The following is a 19898-nucleotide window of genomic DNA, read 5'->3' as shown; positions in this document are numbered from 1 at the left end:
CTCCTCAGCCAGCACCATAACAGCAACACCGTATCCAGTATGAATATCGCCGTTGGGCATGGAGCGGCGGCCCCTTCGATCAGCCCATCGACGACCGCTCGTCAGCGGTCGGCGAACGCTCCGATACCGTCCGCGCCGGCTCCTCCAGCGCGGCTCGCTCTTAGGGAACTGAGCATCGCAGTTGTCCAGCCGGGCCACCTATCGCGCTCAGTCACAGACGGAAGGCGGAGAGCGCGCCGTCACCGAAGACGCCGGCAACAGCGAGCTGCGGCAGCTGAGCAAGGCGGAGCTGTATCAGCGGGCTGCCGAGTCTGACATCACCGGCCGCTCCAAAATGAGCCGGGAGGAGCTCATCGACGCCCTCGCCCGCGCCGGACGTCGCCACAAGAAGAGCGCCACCTGACCCGGCGATCGTGCCGCGCCCGTGTCGTGGACCCTGCCCTCCGCCCTTTTGGCGAGCTGTGGGTCCGCTGGTCAGTGGCCGCTGATGGCGAGTTCGGTGAGGTCGCTGGTGACGTGGGCGGCCATGTAGAGGCGGGAGTAGAGGACTTCGGCTCGCATCCACTCGTAGTCCTCGGCCCGGTGCGGGAAGAGGACGCTGAGGAAGGTGACAGCCGCGGCGGAGCCGGCGGCGTGCCGGGAGGGATAGGAGTAGGGGCCTTGGGCGCCGGGCTTGATGTGCTCGTGATCCAGTCCTGGGTGATCAATGACGGCGGCACCGTCCCGGTGGCGTCCGAGGCCCGCCCCGACCTCTCCCCCGCCGATGTCCCCCACGTGACGACGCCGCCGCGCTGACGGTGGCGCCGCGCAGCCCGCCCTTCGAGGCGAGGGAGATCTCCCTGCCCGCAGGAAGCCTGCTTGCATTGTTCACCGACGGCCTCTTCGCAACCCGGGATCGCGACCCGACAAGGGGCTCTCCGCCCTTCGACGAGCCCTCGCCCAGCCCAGACCCTCACTGGAAGAACTGTGCGACTCTTGGAGACCCTGTGCCCTGAACCAGCGGCCGACGATGTCACTATCGCCTTCCGGGGGCGCAGCACAGTCCCGGACAGCCACCAGACAGGTATGACGACGCAAGCTTCGGCGCCCTTCCCAGGGGCACCGAAGCTTGCGTCGTGCAAAAGGTCAGACGCGTCCGACCGTCATGTGCAGGTCAGGGCTGAAGGACCAGCCTGATCGGATTGCCTTCCTTGGTGTGCAAGCGCTGCACGGCCACCTTCGCCTGTTCCAGGGGCAGCACCTCCGTGACGGAAGCGGAGAAGTCGAGGCGCCCGCCTGCCACCAGGTCCACGAGCCGCGGCACCGAGTCGAGTTCCGTGCCGAAGTGCCCCCTGACCTGGTGCTTCAGGTAGCTGAAGGTGGTGCTGTCGCTGAAGGCGAGGGGACGCCCGGACAGCCCGACCAGGACGCCCCCCCGGCCCCAGAACGGTCAGCGCCTGCTCGTGGACCGCCGAGACACCGGCGAAGTCGAAGGCGGCGTTCAGTCCGCAGCCCTTGGTGATGTCGAGCACCTGCTCGCGGAAGGTGGGGTCCGCGGAGTCCGAGGTCTGCCCCCATCCGCCGAGCGCGCTCACGCGCCGCCGGGGCCGGGTCGGCCGCCACGATCGGGAAGGCGCCGACATAGGCGGCGATCATCCCCGATGCCGTGTCGACTCCTTGGGACGCCATCGTCCGCACCGCGGACATCCGGCCGGGCGAGGCAGCGGGTGTGTGGGGGATCGGAGGTCTGGGCATCCACGCGGTGCAGCTGCTGCGGGCCCCCGGGCCCGGGACAGGTGCTGGTCAAGGTGGGGTCGACTTCGACGGTGGGTGGGCCGAGTACGCCCTGGTGAGCGCGGGGGGCGTCGTCCCCCTGCCCGACTCGATCTCGGAAGGCGGCTCGCGGGACGAGCGCACGCGAATCGGCTGGTATTACTGGGGCATGCAGGAAGAGATTGCACGATCCGCGATCGACACGTTCATCTCCGCGTTCAACGCCTCGGACGACAGCTATGTGACTGCCCTGCTCGCCCAGGCTCTGACCTCAGACGTGGTCTTCTGGGGGCCGCTGGGTCGCAGCGAAGGCATCGCGGCGGTCGAACGGTTCGTGCTGGACATCCGGCGCCACCCGGCAGGGACCGGCACGATGGTGCGCTGCTCGGCGGTGGACATGCCTGACGAGTGGGCCCGGTACCAGTGGGTCTTCACCACGCCGGATGGAGGTCCCCGCCTGGCGGGAACGGACATCGTCCATCTGCGGCGGAGCCTCATCGACCAGATCATCGTCTTCGCGGGGGAGATCGAACCGTCCGCCTCCTGAGTCATCCCGCTGTAGCTGTCCTTCTCCTGAACTTGCCCCTTTCGGCGCTCGGGGCTTCGGTATGTGGTGGGTCAGGCTGCGGTGTTGAGGGGGCCGCCCGCCCCAGCGAATGCCCTTCTCGCTGCGGACGTCGGCGCGTTCGTTGCGAGGGGCGGTGAGTACGTCTGGGTGACGGGCGTTGGTTTTCAGCGCAGTAGCGGTGCAGTGCCTACGGGGCTTCTTTGAGGGGCCGCCGCGACGGCGGCCGCGGTCATCCCTTTCGCCCGGCGACGCGCTACCGCCGGCCGATGCGGGCGTGGTCAACCGGCTCGCGGGGTGTGGCCGCGCGGGGAACGGCACGGCGGACAGAGCGCCGGCGGATGACGTGGCGAACGAGACCGAACAAAGCAGCGTGGTTGTCACCGATGAGGCAAGCGGCTTGTCACCATGCTGATTCAGCGGCCTTCCAGTCACCACTACCGCGACTGGCTCCGTTCACAAGAGCGCTGCCCGGCGGCCACGGCGCTGGTGGTCATTCCACTGTCAGTAGGAAGATCACTGTTCCCAAGAGGAGGAAGAGCCCGCACACGAAGACCACGAGGAAGAGCGTGCCGGCGACACGGGCACTCAGCGTGCCCCAGAACTCTGTCCGCCGACCGTCGGGAGTGTCGGTGCGCCACTTTGACGGGATATCGACGTGTCCCTCGGCGATGGCAGGCGCGGCCCTGCGTACGTCCTCTGGGTGGAAGTGATAGAAGGTCGGCTCCGCCCCCCACGTGCCCCGGCTCGCCCCGCCGGATCTGCGGACGCGGACATCCGCACGATGGGCCGCACCCGGCAGCCAGTCCTTACGCACTGGCCACAGCTTCGCGACCTCGTCACTGCTGAGCCAGGGCTCCTCCTCATGCCCTGCCTCCGGTGTTCCCGGATCCGGCGTGTTCGGCATGGCTCCCCCTCAATGCGGTAGGCATCCAGTACACATCCGCTGCACTGCGTGCCGACAGAGTGCCTCGGCACGGCGCGATATGGGACAGGAACCAGTCCGACGGATACTTGTCGGATGGATGGATCAAGGGCTTCTTGGGTCAACACTACGCACGACTGGGCCGACATCGTGGACGCGGACCATCTCGCTCGGATTCGCCAGGGATCCGCAGAGTTCGCGCCGGGCGGGCCAGAACACCTTGTTCTTGAGATCGTTGCTTACGCCGCTGACGAGGCAGCGAGCCGGGGCGGCGGACGGTGTGTGGTGACGCTGCATGCCGACGGCTCGGTGTCAGTGAAGGATGACGGCCGGGGCACCGACACGCGCGTCGACGAGCATGGCCAAGTCGTGAAGAAGCCGGTCATGGCCACGAAGGATCTTCGGTTCTTCGACATCCCGGAGGCGGAGCGGCTTCCGGACGGACATCCGCGTCGCGGCATGTCCGTCGTCGCAGCGCTCAGCGAGTGGCTGATTCACACCAACCGACGTCTCAACGGATCCTGGAGCCAGCGCTATGAGCACGGCGTCCCGGTGACCGATCTGGAGCCCGTCGAAGCTGACGGAACCACGGGGACCTGCGTCCGCTTCCTGCCGGACAAAGCCCTGCGTTCGCGGTGGTCGTTGACCGCCCGCGATGTGGTGCGGTGGTCCGAGCACTGGCCCCACCTGACTGCCCGCCTCGACGATCAGCGCGACAACGAGGACCAGTCAGGTCGGTGACCACAGGGTGCCGCGAGCGGGCTGCACCGAAGAGAGCAGCCCGGCCAACTCCCAACCTGTGATCCTGGGGCTCGAGCGGGCCACTGATTCACCTGAAGGCGACCGGGCATCCCGGGCATCAAAGACATCTAAGGGGGTTAACAAGTCAAGCCATCTGCCTGGTCGGAGTGACGGCAAGCCGAGGCGTGCTTCAACGATCGGCATACGTCACCATGGTCTGCCGGGCGGAACAGCATGTGGTCGTCCGGTAGGAGCGGTCTGTCGGTGAGGGTGGGTCCGTGGATCAGAGCGAAGACCAGATCTTGGCTGAGGAGCTTGCTGCTCTCGGCGCAGTTGGTGGGGGTAGTGGTCGCTTGGTCCGGATAGTGGCCAAGCTGATGAGGAAGAACGTCCATGAGGTTGATCTGATTGTTCCCTTGCCTTTCGACGATGCGGTGAAGCGCGTCTCCGGTGTGCTCGGGAAGGCGGGCCACGTTATTGAGACCGTGCCAGTTCGCCTTGGTGAGGATGAAACTATCCGCATCATCGCCAGCGGCGGTGCCGGCGGTCTGAACCCCGTAGTGGTGACCGCGCGAGTGCTGAAGGCCGATGGGGACAGCTCGGAGGTCTGGCTTCGTGCAGCTGCCAAAGAGGGTCTGATCAGGCAGCGAGCCGGGGAGAAGACCGCCGTCCGTATCGCCGCCCAGTTGAGCAGGGCAACCGGAGCGGAACAGGCAGGCGGGTGAGTGGCAAGCCGATAGCGGCCCTGACTATGTCTGAGCGCTCGACGCTTCCGGAGACAGAGCCATCGGCGGATGTCGTTACGTCGCTCCCATCGGATCCGCAGGCGGCGAAAACCGTGGAGCCAGGCGATCGTGCGCTCGACCACCCAACGGAAGATGCCCAGGCCAGAGCCATGCTCCACGCCTCGTTCGGCGATGACGGGCCGATGCCGCGAGCAACCGCCGGGATCTTGTCGAGCAGGGGCAGAAGTTGGGTGACGTCGTTGCGGTTTCCGCCGGTCAGCGACACTGCGAGCGGGATGCCCTGAGCGTCGGTGAGGACGTGGTGCTTGCTGCCCGGCCGTGCGCGGTCGACCGGACCGGGGCCGCTTCTGGGCCCCGCCGGGCCGCCCGCACGTGGGAGGAGTCGACCACCGCCCGCGACCAGTCCAGCTTCTTCGCCGTCACGCCAGCCGGTCATCCCGGAGCCGAAGCCCAACTCCTGCGGCAGGTACTCCCACTGGATGCCCGTGTGCAGCACAAACAGGATCCCGCACAAGGCCTGCCGGTCCGGGATCCGCGGCCTGCCCTCGACCAGCTTCGGACCCGGCTCAGGCAGCAACGGCACGAGGAGCGACCACAGTTCGTCCGAGACGATCCAGGGCCGCGACTCCCTCTTCCCCACAACAGGACCAACGAGCCATCCGGAAGGTCTCTATGAGTTTTGACATCTTCGTGTGCCGGTTCGAGAACGGTGAGCCGGCGACGCTGAACATGAAGGCTGCGCACGAGGTCCTCGATCCCTATGCGGTGGTGCGGGATCCCGGGACGGACTTCCTGCTGGTGAGTACGGCGGAGGGGGAGGAGGCGGGTGTGTACTTCAACAACCCGACCGGCATCACCTTCAACCGCTTCGGAGGGGGCGGGATCATGGACCTCTTGGCCGTCCTGCTGCGACGGCTGGATGCCGTTCTCGTCGTCCCGGGCGGGCCGACCATGATCCAGCGGGACGAGGACCGCGAGCTTCTGCCCGCCTCCCTCGGGGAGGAGTGGCCCGTCGTCGTGGCCCGTACCGGCGCGGAGATCGACCGGGCGATCCGGGCTTCCTGAACAAACGGGCGAGGGGCCCGACCCCGGTACGTGTCACAGGGAACGGCTCCGTCGTCTCCGCGCGGGCGCGGCCGTCGGCCAGTACGCCCCCGCCGCAGCAGCCACGCCAAGATCCGATGCATCGGCCAGCAGGCCATGGCCGTGCCGTCTCGGCGAATCGCGCAGTTGCGCGCAGCGAGTGTCGGAAGATTGCGGTGCGGCTGGACGTTGGCCGAAGGTATGAAGATCGGCGAGGCCTCCAGAGTCAGCGGTGTGAGTGCGCGGTCGTTGCGGCATTACGAGGACGAGGGCTTGATTGTCCCTGGGCGTTTCAGTAATGGGTTCCGTGACTACTGCCAGTTCACGATCGATCGGGTGCTCCTCATCCGGTCGCTGCTGGAGTCCGGGTTGCCCGTGAGGTTGATCAGGGAAGTCCTGCCCAGCCTCAGTGACGGATCCGATGCCGGCACCGACGTGGTGTGCGCGGAGTTCCTGCACGAGGTGGAGGGCTATCGCGATCGGCTCGCTGCTCGCATCGCCGTTCTCAGCGGTCAGCAGGCGGCACTCGATGCCTACCTGAGAGAGGCCCGCCGTACTGATCTCTGACGGCCGCTTGACCTTGACATAAGTGTGAGGTTCCTACGTTCAGTTCATGGAGACCAACGAGCAGCAGAACACCGCCGAGCCGACCGTTCGAGCGCTGGTCCAGCACTCGCGCCGTGGGCCGAAGGACCTCACTCTGGTGACGGATCACCGCCGCCCTGCCCCGGAGCCCGGCGAGTACCTGATCCGCGTCGGCGCCGCCGGGGTCAACTTCGCCGATGTCATGCAGAGCCATGGCGCCTACGGAGGAGGCCCGCAGGCTCCCTACGTGGCGGGCTTTGAGGCGGCCGGTGAGATCGTGGGGGTCGGCGCGGACGTCGAGAAGCCGCTGCCACTCGGTACCCATGTCGTCGGAGCCGGCCCGGGCGCCTTCGCGCAATACATGACGATGCCGGCCGCGGGGGTACTTCCCGTGCCTTCCGGCTGGACCGATGCCCAGGCTCTCGGTCTGGTGCTGAACTGGGCCACCGCGTTGGCGGCACTGCAGCCGTTGGGTGAGATCAAGGCGGGTGAGGCGGTGCTCGTTCATGCCGCGGCCGGCGGAGTCGGGCAAGCTGCCGTTCGCCTCGCCCGCCACTACGGTGCGCGGGTGATCGCGACGGCCTCGCCGCAGAAGCACGACACCGTCAAAGCTCTCGGCGCCGACGAGGTGCTGGACAGTCGACGCCCCGATCTGGCTGAGGAGATCACACGCCTGACCGGCGGGGTCGACCTGGTCCTGGAATCGGTGGGCCAGGCCACGTTCGAGACCAGCCTGTCGGTCAGCAAGCCCTTCACCGGACGCATCGTCGTGTTCGGAGCCGCCTCCGGTGACGCCACTCTGACCACGCACGACCTGGTCTTCACCCACCAGGTTCAGATCAAGGGCCTGCACATCGGCGCGCTGGCGGTCGCGGCCCCATCCCTCTACGAGTCGTTGCTCGTCGAGATCGAGGCTCTCATCGCCGACGGCGTCTACCCGCCCGGCACCCCCGACGTGCATCCCCTGGCCGAAGGATCGGCAGTGCTCCAGCAACTCGAAGCGGGCCGGACCCGGGGCAAGCTGGCCCTCGATCCCTGGCGCTAGGAACGCCTGTGCTTCACCGCAATGCTCCGGCGTCCCCCGAGGGACGCCTTCGGCTCGTGCGGCTTTGTCAGCACCGCCCGATCGCCCACGTGGCAGCCGAGATGGGGATCTCCCGTGCCTGCGCGTCGAAATGGGTCAACCGCTACCGTCAGCACGGTGAAATCGGGCTGCTGGACCGCTCCTCCACACCCAGGCGCCAGGCAACGGCGACGAGCTCTGACGTCGTCGTCAGGATCGAGGCACTCCGCCGTGCCGAGAAGTGGTCCGCCTCCCGGATCGCATTCGAGCTCCAGGTCGAAGGGATCGCCACCGGGTACGGCCCAGTGAACGCCGCGTGCTTGACGGTCTTGCGGTGCAGGTTGATCCGGGTCCGGGAGATGACCGCCGCGCGGATGCCCTAGACCATCGCCTTGATCACCGAGACGGCGATCGCCGGCTCGGGGTCGCGCTGGCCAAGCTGCGCGAGCACCCGCCCGGTGAGGGCTGGCGGCCGGGCGAGCCGTGGCGGGCGCTGTCCCGGCCGACGTGGCGGCCGGACCCCCTGGAGGCACACTCACACGTCGCGGCGCCTCACGACGAGCACTGCGAGTGCGACCGTCATCAGCGGCCAGAGCGTGTACACGAGCCAGGAGCCGGGGACCGTGGCGGTGTAGCCCAGGGATCCGGGATCCGGCTCCCAGGGTTGGACCAGACGGTTCCAGGCGGCCGCCACCAGTGTGTGCTTGATGTCCGCCGACCAGCGGTTCCCCTCCGAGAACATGGGGGGCAGCATCAGCAGGGCGAAGACGGCGGTGACCATGGTCCCGGCGGCATGCCGGAGCAGAACGCCGAGGCCCAGACCGACCAGGGCGCAGACCGGGGCCAGCAACGCGGAGGCCACCAGCGCCCGCGACACCCCGGGGTGAGTGATCGGAACGCCGGCGTGGTGCCCGTCCAGGACGGCCTGGGAGACCAGGAAAGAACCGGTGGAGGCGGCCGTGCCGACCGCGGTCCACAGCGCGGCGGTGACGGCCGCCTTGGCCAGCACCACCGAGCCGCGGGCCGGGACGGCCACGGTGGTGGTGCGGATCAGGCCGCTGCTGTACTCGCTCACGACGGTGAGGGCGCCCATGCTGCTGGCGACGAGCATCAGCGTCCAGTAGCCGGCCGCCGGGTAGGCGTCGAAGGGCCGGAACTCAGCGGGGCCGGAGACCGCGCCCTTGTCCGACAGCGAGGCCACGGCGGCGGAGCCGATGACGAACAGGACGGTGAGCGCGAGCGTCCACGGGGTGGAGCGCAGGGACCGCGTCTTGATCCACTCGGAGGCGAGGAGGTCGCGGAAGCGCGCGGGCACCGCGGCGGCGGGGGTGGCCTGGGGGGCGGAGGTGAGTGTGCTCATCGGGGCTGTCCTGCCATGTATTCGGTGCTGTCGGCGGTGAGTTCCATGAAGGCCGCCTCCAGTGAGGCGGTACGGGTGGTCAGTTCGTCCAGCCGGATGCGGTTGTCGAAGGCGAGCGCGCCGATCCGGTCCGCCGGGAGCCCGGTCACGGCGAGCTTCTCGGTGCCCGCCGAGCCCTCCGGCTCGACCGAGGCGCCCGCCGCGGTGAGCACCGCTGCCAGCTCGGCGGCCTGCGGTGTCGCGACCACGACGCTGCGACGGGTGCCGCGGGCCGCGAAGTCCCGTAGCGGCTCGGCGGCGATGAGGCGGCCCCGGCCGATGACGACCAGCTGGTCGGCGGTGTTCTCCATCTCCGACATCAGGTGGCTGGAGAGGAAGACCGTGCGCCCCTCGGCGGCCAGGCGCCGGAAGAGCCGGCGCACCCACAGCACGCCCTCCGGATCCATGCCGTTGATCGGCTCGTCGAACATGAGCACGGGCGGATCGCCGAGCAGGGCGGTGGCGATGCCGAGACGCTGCTTCATGCCGAGGGAGAATCCGCCGATACGGCGGTTGGCCACCTCGGCCAGCCCCACCTCCTGAAGCACCCCTTCCACCCTGCGCCGCGGTATGCCGTTGCTGCGGGCCAGGGCGGACAGATGGGCGGCAGCACTGCGTCCGCCGTGGATATGTCCGGCGTCGAGGAGGGCGCCGACGTGTCGCAGTCCGCGCGGGTGGCGGTGGAAGGGGACGCCGCTGACGGTGGCGGCGCCGGTGGCGGGCGTGTCCAGGCCGAGGATCATCCGCAGGGTGGTGGACTTGCCGGCGCCGTTGGGGCCGAGGAATCCGGTGACCTGGCCCGGCCGCACGGTGAAGGACAGATGGTCGACGGCCGTCTTGCTGCCGTAGCGCTTGGTGAGTTCGCTGACTTCGATCACGGCACCCACACTGCCGAGAGGACCCCCGCCCGGACATGAGGCCGTGGGCGGCAATCGTGCGGGCGGGCCCGCCCCTGGGCGTACGTCCCCGGGCTGATGCCGCGCCAACCGTGGCCGGTTAGTCTCGCGGCGTGAACCCCATGACGATCACTTTGCTGCCTACGCGCGTCGCGGACCGCGGAGTTGTTCCCGGGAGGGAATGCCACCGATGACGAGAACCAAGGCTGTGGCCTGGGCGGGGGGCGCCTCCTACCTCCTCGTGGTGGGTCTGCTGGTGGGGGGCGCGACGCGGGCGTCGGGCACCGTTCACGGTGTCGGGGCACTGCTGGCCGTGAGCCTGCTCGCCGGCGTGGTGCGAGGGATGCCGCTGCTGGCTCTGGCCATGGCACTCTTCGGATCCACCGCTGTGGTGGCGGGCACTCCGAGCTCCGTCCATGAGAGCCTGGCGGTCGCGTATCAGGGCCAGTTCCTGTCGTACCTGTCGGCGGACCTCGTCCTGGGCTTCATCGTCACCACCTGTGCACGGCGCGCTTCGGTGGTGGCCGTAACCGTGTCTGCCGCCGTGCAACTCCTGGTGATCGGCGTCTTCGCGCACGGGGACAACCTGACCATCAACGGGGTGATCGCCCTCCTGGCGCTGGCCGCATCCTGCATGGCCGGTCTGCTCAGTCGCGAGCGCCGCGAGCACGCCGTGGCGCTGCGAGCCCAGGAGGTGGCCGAGGCCGTGACCGCCGAACGGCTGCGGATCGCACGGGAGCTGCACGACATGGTCGCGCACAGCATCGGCATCATCGCCATCCAGGCCGGTGTGGGCAGCCGGGTCATCCAGACCCAGCCGGCACAGGCGCACGAGGCCCTGCGCGCCATCGAGGCCACCAGCAGAGAGACCCTCTCGGGCCTTCGGCGCACGCTGGTCTCGCTCCGCCAGGCCGACCGGGGTACGCCCCCCTCTAAGGAGTCACCGCTCGCACCCTCGCCGGGGCTGGCCGACGTCGAACGGCTGGCGGCAGCGACCGCGGGCGCGGGGGTACACGTCGACGTGCGCCGCAGCGGGGAGCAGCGTCCCCTGCCGACCGACATCGATCTGTCCGCCTACCGCATCGTGCAGGAGGCGCTGACCAACGTGGTCCGGCACGCGGGCACCGGGCGCTGCCGGGTGGCCATCAACTACGGAGACGGGGAACTGTCCGTGGAGGTCGTCGACAACGGGCGCGGCACCCCCGGGAACGGCTCGGCCCGCGGCTTCGGCATCATCGGGATGCGGGAGCGGGTCGGTCTGCTGGGCGGCCACCTCAGCGCCGGGCCCCGCCCGGAGGGCGGCTTCCGGGTGGCGGCCAGGTTGCCGCTGCCCGCACCCGTCGGAGTCCCGGTGGAGACCCGATGACCACCGCGGGCCGTCACCCCGGCTCTCGCCGGCATCTAACCGTGGGCACCTTCTCAGAGCCCGCAGAGAGGAGGGTCCACCAGTGACCGTCCGCGTTGTCCTCGCCGACGACCAGCCCCTGGTGCGGTCCGGTCTACGTGTGCTCATGGCCGATCACAGCGACCTGGAGGTCGTCGGTGAAGCCGCCACCGGCGCCGAGGCCGTCCAACTGGTCAGGGATACCAGCCCCGACGTCGTGGTCATGGACATCCGAATGCCCGGCATGGACGGGATCGAGGCCACCCGCCAGATCACGGCCGGTCCGGCAGCCACACGCGTTCTCGTCCTGACCACCTTCGACGAGGACGACCACGTCTACGGCGCGCTCCGGGCCGGCGCGAGCGGCTTCGTGGTCAAGGACATGGCGCTGGACGACATCCTCGCGGCGATCCGCGTCGTCGCCGGCGGCGACGCACTGATCGCGCCGGGTGTGACACGCCGTCTGATCGCGGACTTCATCGGGCACCCCGCTGCTGCCCCTCAGCGCTTCCCACAGCCGGTCGAGGGCATCACCGAGCGGGAACGGGAAGTGCTGACCCTGGTCGGACGCGGCCGGTCGAACACCGAGATCGCCGAGGACCTCTTCATCACGGTGGCCACCGCCAAGTCGCACGTGTCACGGCTGCTCACCAAACTGGGCGCCCGCGACCGGGTCCAGCTCGTCATCACCGCCTATGAGATGGGGCTCGTCACCCTGCCTCGCTGAAGCATGCGGGTCATGTCGCCGGGGCCTGCTCGTCCTCCAACACGCTGACGTCGACGTCGAGGTGGGTGCCGTAGTCCTCCGAGGCGACCTCTGTCTCGTGGGTGGAATGGACGTCGAACCCAGCGGGTTGGCGAGCGAAGAGGTGAACTTCACGTCCTTCTCCCGCTCGACCGGATCGCTGGCCGCCACCGTGCCACGCCTGCCAGCATGGATCGTGCCCGGCCGCGTGAAGAACGCATGCAGCTCACGCGCGGCGATCAGCGGCTTGAACCGCGGGTACGCGGTCCGCTCGATCGAGGTCATCCCCACCCCACCCGACGCCACCCCTTGGAAGCGCCACACCCGCCCGCGCGATCATCCCCGGCCCCACAACACTGCATGAAGAGAACGCAGGAGCGGTCGAACGCCATCTGGCATGATCGCGCGGTGAGTAATGCAAGGCTGCTGGCCGCGGAAGGCGTGGAGTCACATGTCCGGGCGTTCTTCGCGGGGCATTCCGTGGAGGTCGTCCACTACGACCTCGGGCCGGAACGGCGAGAGGCGGTTCCCGACCTGCGTGTTCTCGTAGTAGGGCCCGGTCCCCGCAGCGACAGCTGGGCCTATGTGACCGCCGGGTGCTGGGCCGCGATGGAGAAACACGGTCATGGGCTTGAGTTCGTCATGACCGCCCACGTCCGCGACCAGCGGTTCATCGACCTCATGGCAATGATCGCCTACTACCACTGCGGAGGGCACCGGCTCGACCTGGAGCACAGCATGCCGATCGGCGAACCGTGGGTGCCGGGCTCGACCTGCGACCACCTGCTCATCAGCCTGCCCTACCTCCACGGCCCCGACCTCGAACACTGCCCCCTGCCCGAGGGGCACGCCCGCATCCTGTGGACCCTGCCGGTGACGACCGCCGAGATCGAGTTCCGCCGACGCCACGGCCACGAAGCATTGGAGCAACGCTTCGACGAGGCAGAGATCATTCCGACGGATCCGTTCAGAGCGTCTGTCGTCTGAGTTCGGGTCCGCACCACTCTCGTGGGGCCGCTGAACGCCAGGCAACCTAACTCCGACTGAGCACCGCGCCGCGAGGTGCTCGGCAGTTCTGCAGGGCGCCCGCGCTGGCCCAGCCCGTCGGCTCATGAGGGAGCGGCCAGGTCCTCATGGGACCTGGCCGCTGTGCTGTGCAGGGGCGGCAGGATTTGAACCTGCGGCATGCGGGTTTGGAGTCCGCTGCTCTGGCCGGGCTGAGCTACACCCCTCCGGTGGATGGAGCCTGACACGGCCGTGATTCTCTCTGCCACCGAATTTCGGCAAGGCGCCCCTCGCCCGATCAGGTGGCAGGGGGCGTACCGGCCTCACTCTGCCATCGGAAGACGCCTGAGGACGGGGCCCGGCGCTCCGCGCCGCGTGTTGCCCTGCCGCCCTCACCACCGGGTCAGGACGAGCTCGATGGCGAAGCCCGGGCCCATCGCGGCGATGAGGCCCGGGGCGCCCGCGGGAGCCGGGGTCTCCATGGCCGCGGACAGTACGTCCAGGACGGATACGGAGGAGAGGTTGCCCTTGTCGGCCCAGGACCGGCGGGTCCAGGCCAGCGAGTCGGGTGGCAGGTCGCATGCCTGCTCGAAGGCGGTCATCACCTTCGGGCCGCCGCCGTGGACGATCCAGGTGGCGATCTCCCCCGGTGTGAGCGCGTGCCGGCCCAGCAGGTCGTAGACGGCCTTGGGAAGGTACTCCGCGGTCAGCGCGGGGACCTCCGGAGCCAGGAGGATGCGCAGACCATGTGAGCCGATGTCCCAGCCGAGGACCTCTTCGCTGTCGGGGACCAGGTAGCTGTGGGAGTCGACGAGTTCCGGTCCGTTTCCGGCGCACGGCCGCTCCGCGCCGACGGCGACGACGGCTGCCGCGCCGTCCCCGAAGAGGCTTCCGGCCACGATGTTCGCCATCGAGGTGTCCTGGATCTGATACGCGAGCGAGCACAGCTCGACCGACAGCAGCATCGCGGTGTGGCTGGGGTGGCCGATCAGGTATTCGCGCAGCCGCGCCAGGCCCGCCGCGCCTCCCGCACAACCGTTGCCGAAGAGCGGGATGCGCCGCACGTCGGGCCGCAGGCCGATCCGGTGCGCGAGCCGTGCCTCGATCGACGGCACGGCCAGCCCGGTCACCGTCGTACTGATCACGGCATCGACGTCCCCAGGACGTACCCCCGCCTTCTTCAGCCCCTCGGTCAGTACCCGTTCGCCGAGCTCCAGCGCGGTCTCGAGCCAGGCCCGGTTGGCGTCGGTGAAGTCGGTGAGGGTGCGCAGCTCGTCGAGCGGCCGCGCGAAGTGACGCGTGGCCACACCGGCGTTCGCCTGGATCCTGCGGAGCATCAACGCGCCGGTCGCGGAACGCCCCAAGGTCGTGCCCGCCAGGCATTCCATGATCTCTTCCTGGGTGAAGCGGTGGGGCGGGAACGCGGTAGCGATGGCGGACACGCGCGGACCCGGTCGGTCCGGCCCCCGGACTCCGGCGTCCGCCGTCGCCTGTCGCGCCGTCGTCTTCTCTGTCGCCACCCGGCGTACGTCCTTTCCACTGTGCGGTGCGTTGTCGTGCGGGGTCCCGCGGGCGGTTAGCCGGCGCTGGTGAACAGCAGGACCGCGTTCTGGCCGCCGAAACCGAAAGAGCAGCTGACGGCCGTGTCGGCGGTTGTCGTACGCGGGTGTCCCGCGACGATGTCCAGCTTGTGATCGCCGTCCTGCCCCTCGAAGTTGGCGACCGGTGGGACGGCCCCGTGGCGCAGGGCGAGAACCGTGTACGCCGCCTCGATCGCCCCGGTCGCCCCCAGCGAGTGACCGATGACGCCCTTGGACGCGGTGACCGGAGGCATGTCGTCGCCGAAGACGCGCGCCAGGGCCGCCGCCTCCGCGGCATCGCCCAACAGGGTGGAGGTGCCGTGCGCGTTCACATGCCCGATGTCGCGAGCCCGGCATCCGGCGTCCGCCAGGGCGGCCATGATGGTCCGGGCGGCACCTTCCCCTTGCGGGTGAGGAGCCACCGGGTGGTGTGCGTCGGAGCCGGCGCCGTAACCGCGCAGCACGGCCAGCGCGGGAGCCCGGCGGACGCGTGCGTGGTCGGCCCGCTCCAGGACGAGGACGGCGGCGCCCTCACCGAGCACCAGCCCGTCGCGCCGGGCATCGAACGGCCTGCTGGCCAGCGCAGGTTCGTCGCGACGCCGCGACAGCGCCCGCATCCGCGTGAAGCACGTGACCGTCATCCGGGAACGGCCCGATTCGCTGCCGCCCGCCAGGACGATGTCGCAGCTGCCGGACCGCAGCAGATCACGCGCCACCCCGAGCGCGGTCGCGCCCGAGGCGCAGGCGCTGGCGGTGGTGAAGTTGGGCCCCTGGGCGCCGAGATCGATCGCGACCTCGCCGGCGGCCATGCTGGGCACGCTGCGCGGCAGCGCGAGCGGCGAGACCCGCTCCGGCCGGCCCGCCCCGAGATGCGTGAACTCGGTGACGTAGGTGCTCAGGCAGTTGGATCCGACGCCGAGGACGACCCCGACGCGTTCGCCGAGCGGCCCGCGGTCGGCGAGACCGGCGTCGGCGACGGCCCGGCGTGCGGCGACGAGCGCGAACCGGATGAACGGGTCCACCCGCCGCGCCAGTGACGGCCCGAGTTCCGCCCCGGCGTCGAAATCGGTGACGTGGCAGGAGAAGTCCACCGGCAGACCGGCGAGCTCGGGGTCGCGACCGGCGAGCGACCGTGCCCTGCACAGCGCCGCCCAGTTCTCCTCCGGGGTGTGCCCGGCCGGGGTGACGAGCCCGAGCCCGGTGACGACGATCTCAGCGGGCATCGGCGAAGGCACGGGCCGCGTCGGCGAGGGTGGCGGACGGGGCGAGGTCCAGCGCCGCCTCGGGCAGCACGATCCCGAACCTTTCCTCCGCCGCCACCACCAGTTCCATCAGGGCCAGCGAATCCATACCGAGACTGTCGAACGTGGCGTCCGGCCGGAGGGGTTCGCGGTCCGACGTGTCCGAGAGGTGCTCGGTGATCAGGGCCACCAGCGGCTCGGGAAGGGTGTCCGGTTCCGTCTGGGACATGTGGGTGCCTCCTGTGGGGGTCAGTAGTCAGTACGCGTTCGTCACGCGGTCGTTCATGCGGTCGAGAGGGCCTTGGCGTTCATGCGTTCGAACAGTTCCTGGGCCCGGGCCGCCCGGGCCGTGAGCTGTTCGACGTGGGCGCCCAGCCGCTCCTGGGCCTGCCGTCCGGCCGGTCCCAGGTCGGGCATGGACAGGGCCTTCAGGGTCCGCAGCAGGGGAGCCACCACGTGCTCCAGGTGGACGTTCAGGTTGTAGATGCCGGCGGCCGCGATGCGCGCCGCCCGGGCCCGGAAGCCGGGGATCGTCGCGCCAGGCATCGCGAAACCGTCCAGCACATCCGCCAGGGAGGTCAGGGTCGCGTCCGGGAACAGGGCGAGCGCGTCGGCGAGCAGCCCGCGGTAGAGGAGCATGTGCAGGTTCTCGTCCGCCGCGATCCGCGCCATCAGCTGTTCGCCGACCACGTCACCGCACGCGGCTCCCGCATTGCGGTGTGCCTGCCGGGTGGCCAACTCCTGGACGGTCACGTATGCCAGCGAGTGCAACAGCGTCGGCAGGCCGGTGTGGTGGCCGACGCCCATGTGGGCCATCCGCAGCTGTTCCAGAGCGACGGGGTCCACCGCGCGTCGGGCGTGGACATAGGCGCGCAGTGCCGAGGCGTGCCGGTCCTCCTCGGCCGTCCACCGGTGCACCCAGGTGCCCCAGGCGCCGTCCCGGCCGAACCGGGTGGCGATCTCGAAGTGGTAGCTCGGCAGGTTGTCCTCGGTCAGCAGGTTGACGACCAGCGCGTCCCGGACGGCCTGGGGCATCGGGGACTGGTCCGGGGTCCAGGCCGTGCCGTGCAGCGGACCGTCGTAGTCCTGTGCCGCGCTCCACGGCACGTACTGGTGAGGGAGCCAGTCACGGGCGGCGGTCAGATGCCGTTCCAGTAGCCGTTCCACCGATGGCTCCAGCTCTCGCAGAACCTGCTCTGTTCGGACGGCGACCTCAGCCATGCACTCCGCTCCTCTCATCGCTCCTGTGCGGCGTATCGCGCGGCGACCTGCGTTCGATGTGCAAACGCCGTCGGAGGAACCGGGAAACGATCATTCACTCATTCCGGTCTGTGGTGCGTACGTGCTCACCGAAGCTCGTTCTTCGGAGGGAAACCCGTTGCTCGCACGGACCGCGAGCCGGAAGCGGCGGGACTGGCGGGATCGGCGGGTTCGGTCACGGCCGGGGCGTACGGACCGATGGCGTCAACATGCGTGCCGTGACACGCGGCATTCGGATCACGGTGGCCACTCGCCATCGAGCCCGCCGGTAGTACTTGCCGGGTGATCGCCTCACTTTCTTCCCCGCCCCGTCCCGCAGGGCCCATGAGCGGAAAGGCCCCCTCCGGAGTCCTGTCCTCCATGTGCCTGGCGGTGGCCCTGGTCACCGCGTCCATGGCCGCCCTCAACCTCGCGCTGCCCGACCTTGCCGTCGGCCTGTCCGCGTCCATCACCTCGCTCACGTGGATCGTCGACGCCTACGTGCTGGCGCTGGCCGGCCTCGTCCTGCCGCTGGGCGCGCTCGGGGACCGGGTGGGGCGCCGGGCCGTGCTGCTCGCCGGTACGGTCGTGTTCGGCGCCGCGTCCCTGGCGGGCTCGTACGCCTCCGATACGACTGCTCTGATCGCCTGGCGTGCGGTGATCGGGGTCGGGGCGGCCATGATCATGCCCGGCACGCTGTCCACGATCACAGCGGTTCTCCCTGCCGACCAGCGCCCCAAGGGCGTGGCCCTGTGGGCCGCCTGTTCGGCGGCTGGGGTCATCCTGGGGATGCTCGTCACGGGCGTGCTCCTGCAGTGGTTCAGCTGGCGGTCGGTCTTCGTCGCCGGCGCGGCGGGCGCACTCGCGGCCGGAGTCGCGGCGCTGCTGCTCGCCCCGGAGACGAGGGACACGCACCGAAGCCCGTTCGACGTCCGAGGCGCGGTGTGCACCGCGCTCGCCCCGGCGGCCCTGGTGTACGCGCTGATCGAGGGCAACGACGGGGGCTGGGGCCGGCCTCAGGTCGTCACCGCTCTGGTCGTGACCGTGCTGGCCCTCGCCGCGTATGTGGTGTTCGGACTGCGCTCACAGCACCCGCTCCTCGACCCGCGTCTCTTTCGCATCGCGGGCTTCCGCACCGGGACCGCGACCATCGCCGTGCAGTTCATGGCGGTGTTCGGCTTCTACTTCGTGGGACTGCAGTACCTGCAACTCGTCCTCGACTACAGCGCCTTGAAGACCGCGGTCGCCCTGGTGCCCGTGGCGGTGGTCATCGTCCTCGTCTCGGAGGCGACCCCCTGGCTCGCCGCACGACTCGGCGAGCGGACCGTGATGATCGGAGGGCTGCTGCTACTCGGTTCCGGGCTGGTCGCCATGTCCCTGCTCGACACCGACTCCGGCTATCTTCCCTTCCTCGGTGGCCTCGTGGTGGCCGGGCTGGGGATCGGTATGACAGGCGTCGTCGGCACCTCGGCGATCACCAGTTCCCTCAGCCGGGACCAGCAGGGTGTCGCCTCGGCGATGAACGACATCACGCGCGAGGTGGGCGCGGCCGTCGGCATCGCCCTGATGGGCTCGGTCTTCGGCAGTCACTACCGCCGCGCCCTGCCCGACGTATCCCCCCTTCCGCCGGCCGCCGCCGACGCCGTACGGCACTCACCGGTGGGTGGTCTCTATGTCGCCGACCGCATCGGCCCCCAAGGCGCGGCGCTCGGGGCCGCCGTCAAGGACGCATTCACGAAGGGCATGTCCGCGGCCCTCATCGCGGTCGCGGTGGTCATCGCCGCAGCGGTCTGCTTCCTCCTGCCGTCCCCGAACAAGCGAAAAAGCACTGCCCTCGCGGAGACCACATCCCCCGAGTGACACGCACCCGCAAGCCTCTCGATCCTGCACCTTTCGGGTGAAGGGCAATGTGAGACGCAAAAGGTTCGCGGTCTGGCGTGCGCGCACCAGCGCCGTCTCCCTCCTTACTGAAGCGCACACTCACTGGAAGGAATAGCCCACCGTGATCCAGCCGGGCACCGTTCACCTGCCCGCAGGACTGGCAGTTCTCCTGGCGGTCATCGCCGGTGAGCGTCTGCTGGAACTCGTGGTGGCCCATCGGCACGCGCGCCGGGCCACGGCTCGTGGAGGCAGGGAGTACGGCCGCGGCCACTATCCCGTGATGGTCGCCCTTCACCTCGGACTCCTCCTCGGCACCCTCGCCGAAGCAGTGTTGGGGCACCACGCGTTCGTCCCCGCCCGGAGCTGGCCCGCCCTGACCGCGGTCATCCTGGCGAACGTCGGGCGCTGGTGGTGCATCCGCTCCCTCGGCCCTCAGTGGAACACCCGCGTCATCATCGTCCCGAACCTGCCCTTGGTCAGCAAAGGCCCCTACCGCTGGATGCGCCACCCCAATTACGTCTTCGTGATCGTGGAAGGCCTGGCGCTGCCGCTGGTCTACGGCGCCTGGCTGACAGCCCTCCTGTTCACGACCACCAACGCGGCACTACTGACGGTACGCCTGAGAGTAGAAAACGAAGCGCTGCAACTGGCCGCGTAGAGGCTGCTGATGGCCGACACTCATGCTCCTACCGCAAGCCGCCGGGGTTGTTGGAACTCGGCAACACCGATCCGCGCCAACTCACGGTGTTGCTGCCGCTAAACGACAGCCCGGGACTCGTAGCGACGGAACATCGCGACGATCATCCCGTCCCGGACCGGCTTGCGACCTTGCCGCCGCTCCCCCAGCGGATCTCCGCGACCGCATCCTCAAACCACGCCAGCGTCTTGTCCCGGGCAAATTCAACTTCGATGTCAGAGGACACCACCGATGGCGTCGCTGAGGATGTGGTGGAGGGCAGGCCCTCGGGCGACGCGAATTCGTTGCCCTCGAGATCCTGCATGGATCAGGCACGTAGCCAAGGGCCTGGGCCCAGACGATCCGCTTTCGCACCTCTGCTGCTCCGTCAG

The 19898-nt window shown here is 69.4% G+C and carries 23 protein-coding genes, 1 tRNA gene and 3 pseudogenes; 15 read left to right on the top strand and 12 right to left on the bottom strand.

Annotation, left to right across the window (positions count from 1 at the left end):
* The first annotated feature begins 181 nt into the window (after positions 1–181).
* Positions 182–403, top strand: a complete 222-nt coding sequence (locus ACZ5NW_RS08385) for a hypothetical protein (protein ID WP_468742925.1) — start codon at positions 182–184, stop codon at positions 401–403.
* A gap of 71 nt (positions 404–474) precedes the next feature.
* On the opposite strand, the gene ACZ5NW_RS08380 is transcribed toward ACZ5NW_RS08385, so the two are convergent.
* Positions 475–774, bottom strand: coding sequence for a phosphatase PAP2 family protein (locus ACZ5NW_RS08380; protein ID WP_468742924.1), 300 nt, complete (start codon positions 772–774; stop codon positions 475–477).
* 379 nt (positions 775–1153) lie between these two features.
* A complete protein-coding gene (locus ACZ5NW_RS08375; RefSeq protein WP_468742923.1) occupies positions 1154–1303 on the bottom strand; it encodes a hypothetical protein in 150 nt (49 codons plus the stop codon).
* Between the two features lie 321 nt (positions 1304–1624).
* On the opposite strand from ACZ5NW_RS08375, the pseudogene ACZ5NW_RS08370 reads away from it, so the two are divergent.
* Positions 1625–1765: pseudogene (locus tag ACZ5NW_RS08370) on the top strand (zinc-binding dehydrogenase); the annotation flags it as partial.
* Positions 1766–1921: 156 nt separating this feature from the next.
* Complete coding sequence (locus tag ACZ5NW_RS08365; RefSeq protein ID WP_468743019.1) at positions 1922–2299, top strand: nuclear transport factor 2 family protein; 378 nt, start codon at positions 1922–1924, stop codon at positions 2297–2299.
* 511 nt (positions 2300–2810) lie between these two features.
* Here the strand turns inward: ACZ5NW_RS08365 and ACZ5NW_RS08360 are convergent.
* Positions 2811–3224, bottom strand: a complete 414-nt coding sequence (locus ACZ5NW_RS08360) for a hypothetical protein (RefSeq protein ID WP_468742922.1) — start codon at positions 3222–3224, stop codon at positions 2811–2813.
* A 300-nt stretch (positions 3225–3524) separates the two neighbouring features.
* Here ACZ5NW_RS08360 and ACZ5NW_RS08355 point away from each other — a divergent pair, with 300 nt between their 5' ends.
* Both ACZ5NW_RS08355 and ACZ5NW_RS08350 read left to right on the top strand, forming a co-directional pair.
* Entirely contained in the window at positions 3525–3983 is a 459-nt protein-coding gene (locus ACZ5NW_RS08355; RefSeq protein ID WP_468742921.1) for a hypothetical protein, read from the top strand.
* A 278-nt stretch (positions 3984–4261) separates the two neighbouring features.
* On the top strand, positions 4262–4708 hold the full coding sequence (locus ACZ5NW_RS08350) for a hypothetical protein (protein WP_468742920.1): 447 nt from the start codon (positions 4262–4264) through the stop codon (positions 4706–4708).
* 68 nt (positions 4709–4776) lie between these two features.
* Here ACZ5NW_RS08350 and ACZ5NW_RS08345 read toward each other — a convergent pair.
* Positions 4777–5369, bottom strand: a pseudogene (locus ACZ5NW_RS08345) (transposase); the annotation flags it as partial.
* Positions 5370–5401: 32 nt separating this feature from the next.
* On the opposite strand from ACZ5NW_RS08345, the gene ACZ5NW_RS08340 reads away from it, so the two are divergent.
* From ACZ5NW_RS08340 to ACZ5NW_RS08325, 4 genes and pseudogenes are all read left to right on the top strand, one after another.
* On the top strand, positions 5402–5794 hold the full coding sequence (locus ACZ5NW_RS08340) for a hypothetical protein (RefSeq protein WP_468742919.1): 393 nt from the start codon (positions 5402–5404) through the stop codon (positions 5792–5794).
* 219 nt (positions 5795–6013) lie between these two features.
* A complete protein-coding gene (locus ACZ5NW_RS08335; RefSeq protein ID WP_468742918.1) occupies positions 6014–6379 on the top strand; it encodes a MerR family transcriptional regulator in 366 nt (121 codons plus the stop codon).
* Positions 6380–6425: 46 nt separating this feature from the next.
* Entirely contained in the window at positions 6426–7442 is a 1017-nt protein-coding gene (locus ACZ5NW_RS08330) for an NADPH:quinone oxidoreductase family protein (protein ID WP_468742917.1), read from the top strand.
* Positions 7443–7450: 8 nt separating this feature from the next.
* Positions 7451–7678, top strand: a pseudogene (locus tag ACZ5NW_RS08325) (helix-turn-helix domain-containing protein); the annotation flags it as partial.
* Between the two features lie 317 nt (positions 7679–7995).
* On the opposite strand, the gene ACZ5NW_RS08320 reads toward ACZ5NW_RS08325, so the two are convergent.
* Positions 7996–8820, bottom strand: coding sequence for an ABC transporter permease (locus tag ACZ5NW_RS08320; protein ID WP_468742916.1), 825 nt, complete (start codon positions 8818–8820; stop codon positions 7996–7998).
* Complete coding sequence (locus ACZ5NW_RS08315) at positions 8817–9737, bottom strand: ATP-binding cassette domain-containing protein (protein WP_468742915.1); 921 nt, start codon at positions 9735–9737, stop codon at positions 8817–8819. Before ACZ5NW_RS08315 ends, ACZ5NW_RS08320 begins: the two co-directional genes overlap by 4 nt.
* A gap of 208 nt (positions 9738–9945) precedes the next feature.
* On the opposite strand from ACZ5NW_RS08315, the gene ACZ5NW_RS08310 reads away from it, so the two are divergent.
* The 4 genes from ACZ5NW_RS08310 (at position 9946) to ACZ5NW_RS08295 (ending at position 12871) form a co-directional block, all read left to right on the top strand.
* Positions 9946–11121, top strand: a complete 1176-nt coding sequence (locus tag ACZ5NW_RS08310) for a sensor histidine kinase (RefSeq protein ID WP_468742914.1) — start codon at positions 9946–9948, stop codon at positions 11119–11121.
* Between the two features lie 82 nt (positions 11122–11203).
* Positions 11204–11866 (top strand): response regulator, encoded by a 663-nt coding sequence (locus tag ACZ5NW_RS08305; RefSeq protein WP_468742913.1) that lies wholly within the window; start codon positions 11204–11206, stop codon positions 11864–11866.
* 106 nt (positions 11867–11972) lie between these two features.
* The gene (locus ACZ5NW_RS08300; RefSeq protein WP_468742912.1) at positions 11973–12248 is read left to right on the top strand and encodes a hypothetical protein; all 276 of its coding nucleotides are present in this window, start codon (positions 11973–11975) and stop codon (positions 12246–12248) included.
* A 44-nt stretch (positions 12249–12292) separates the two neighbouring features.
* On the top strand, positions 12293–12871 hold the full coding sequence (locus ACZ5NW_RS08295) for a suppressor of fused domain protein (RefSeq protein ID WP_468742911.1): 579 nt from the start codon (positions 12293–12295) through the stop codon (positions 12869–12871).
* Between the two features lie 170 nt (positions 12872–13041).
* Here the strand turns inward: ACZ5NW_RS08295 and ACZ5NW_RS08290 are convergent.
* The 5 genes from ACZ5NW_RS08290 to ACZ5NW_RS08270 form a co-directional block, all read right to left on the bottom strand.
* A tRNA-Trp gene (locus ACZ5NW_RS08290) sits at positions 13042–13116 on the bottom strand.
* Between the two features lie 165 nt (positions 13117–13281).
* Positions 13282–14331 carry a type III polyketide synthase gene (locus ACZ5NW_RS08285; RefSeq protein WP_468742910.1) on the bottom strand — a complete coding sequence of 350 codons (1050 nt, stop codon included), beginning with the start codon at positions 14329–14331 and terminating at the stop codon, positions 13282–13284.
* 134 nt (positions 14332–14465) lie between these two features.
* The gene (locus tag ACZ5NW_RS08280) at positions 14466–15692 is read right to left on the bottom strand and encodes a beta-ketoacyl-[acyl-carrier-protein] synthase family protein (protein WP_468742909.1); all 1227 of its coding nucleotides are present in this window, start codon (positions 15690–15692) and stop codon (positions 14466–14468) included.
* A complete protein-coding gene (locus tag ACZ5NW_RS08275; protein ID WP_468742908.1) occupies positions 15682–15939 on the bottom strand; it encodes an acyl carrier protein in 258 nt (85 codons plus the stop codon). The genes ACZ5NW_RS08280 and ACZ5NW_RS08275 overlap by 11 nt, the downstream gene beginning before the upstream one ends.
* A gap of 53 nt (positions 15940–15992) precedes the next feature.
* Positions 15993–16931 (bottom strand): acyl-ACP desaturase, encoded by a 939-nt coding sequence (locus ACZ5NW_RS08270; RefSeq protein WP_468742907.1) that lies wholly within the window; start codon positions 16929–16931, stop codon positions 15993–15995.
* 363 nt (positions 16932–17294) lie between these two features.
* On the opposite strand from ACZ5NW_RS08270, the gene ACZ5NW_RS08265 reads away from it, so the two are divergent.
* Both ACZ5NW_RS08265 and ACZ5NW_RS08260 read left to right on the top strand, forming a co-directional pair.
* Positions 17295–18809 (top strand): MFS transporter, encoded by a 1515-nt coding sequence (locus ACZ5NW_RS08265; protein WP_468742906.1) that lies wholly within the window; start codon positions 17295–17297, stop codon positions 18807–18809.
* A 142-nt stretch (positions 18810–18951) separates the two neighbouring features.
* On the top strand, positions 18952–19488 hold the full coding sequence (locus ACZ5NW_RS08260; RefSeq protein ID WP_468742905.1) for an isoprenylcysteine carboxyl methyltransferase family protein: 537 nt from the start codon (positions 18952–18954) through the stop codon (positions 19486–19488).
* 142 nt (positions 19489–19630) lie between these two features.
* Here the strand turns inward: ACZ5NW_RS08260 and ACZ5NW_RS08255 are convergent, their stop codons facing one another.
* On the bottom strand, positions 19631–19831 hold the full coding sequence (locus ACZ5NW_RS08255; RefSeq protein WP_468742904.1) for a hypothetical protein: 201 nt from the start codon (positions 19829–19831) through the stop codon (positions 19631–19633).
* Positions 19832–19898 lie beyond the last annotated feature (67 nt).

Source organism: Streptomyces sp. NPDC032126 (genome assembly GCF_055580085.1).
The sequence above is the reverse complement of the archived record's forward strand: the minus strand, read 5'-3'. Positions and strand labels throughout refer to the sequence as shown.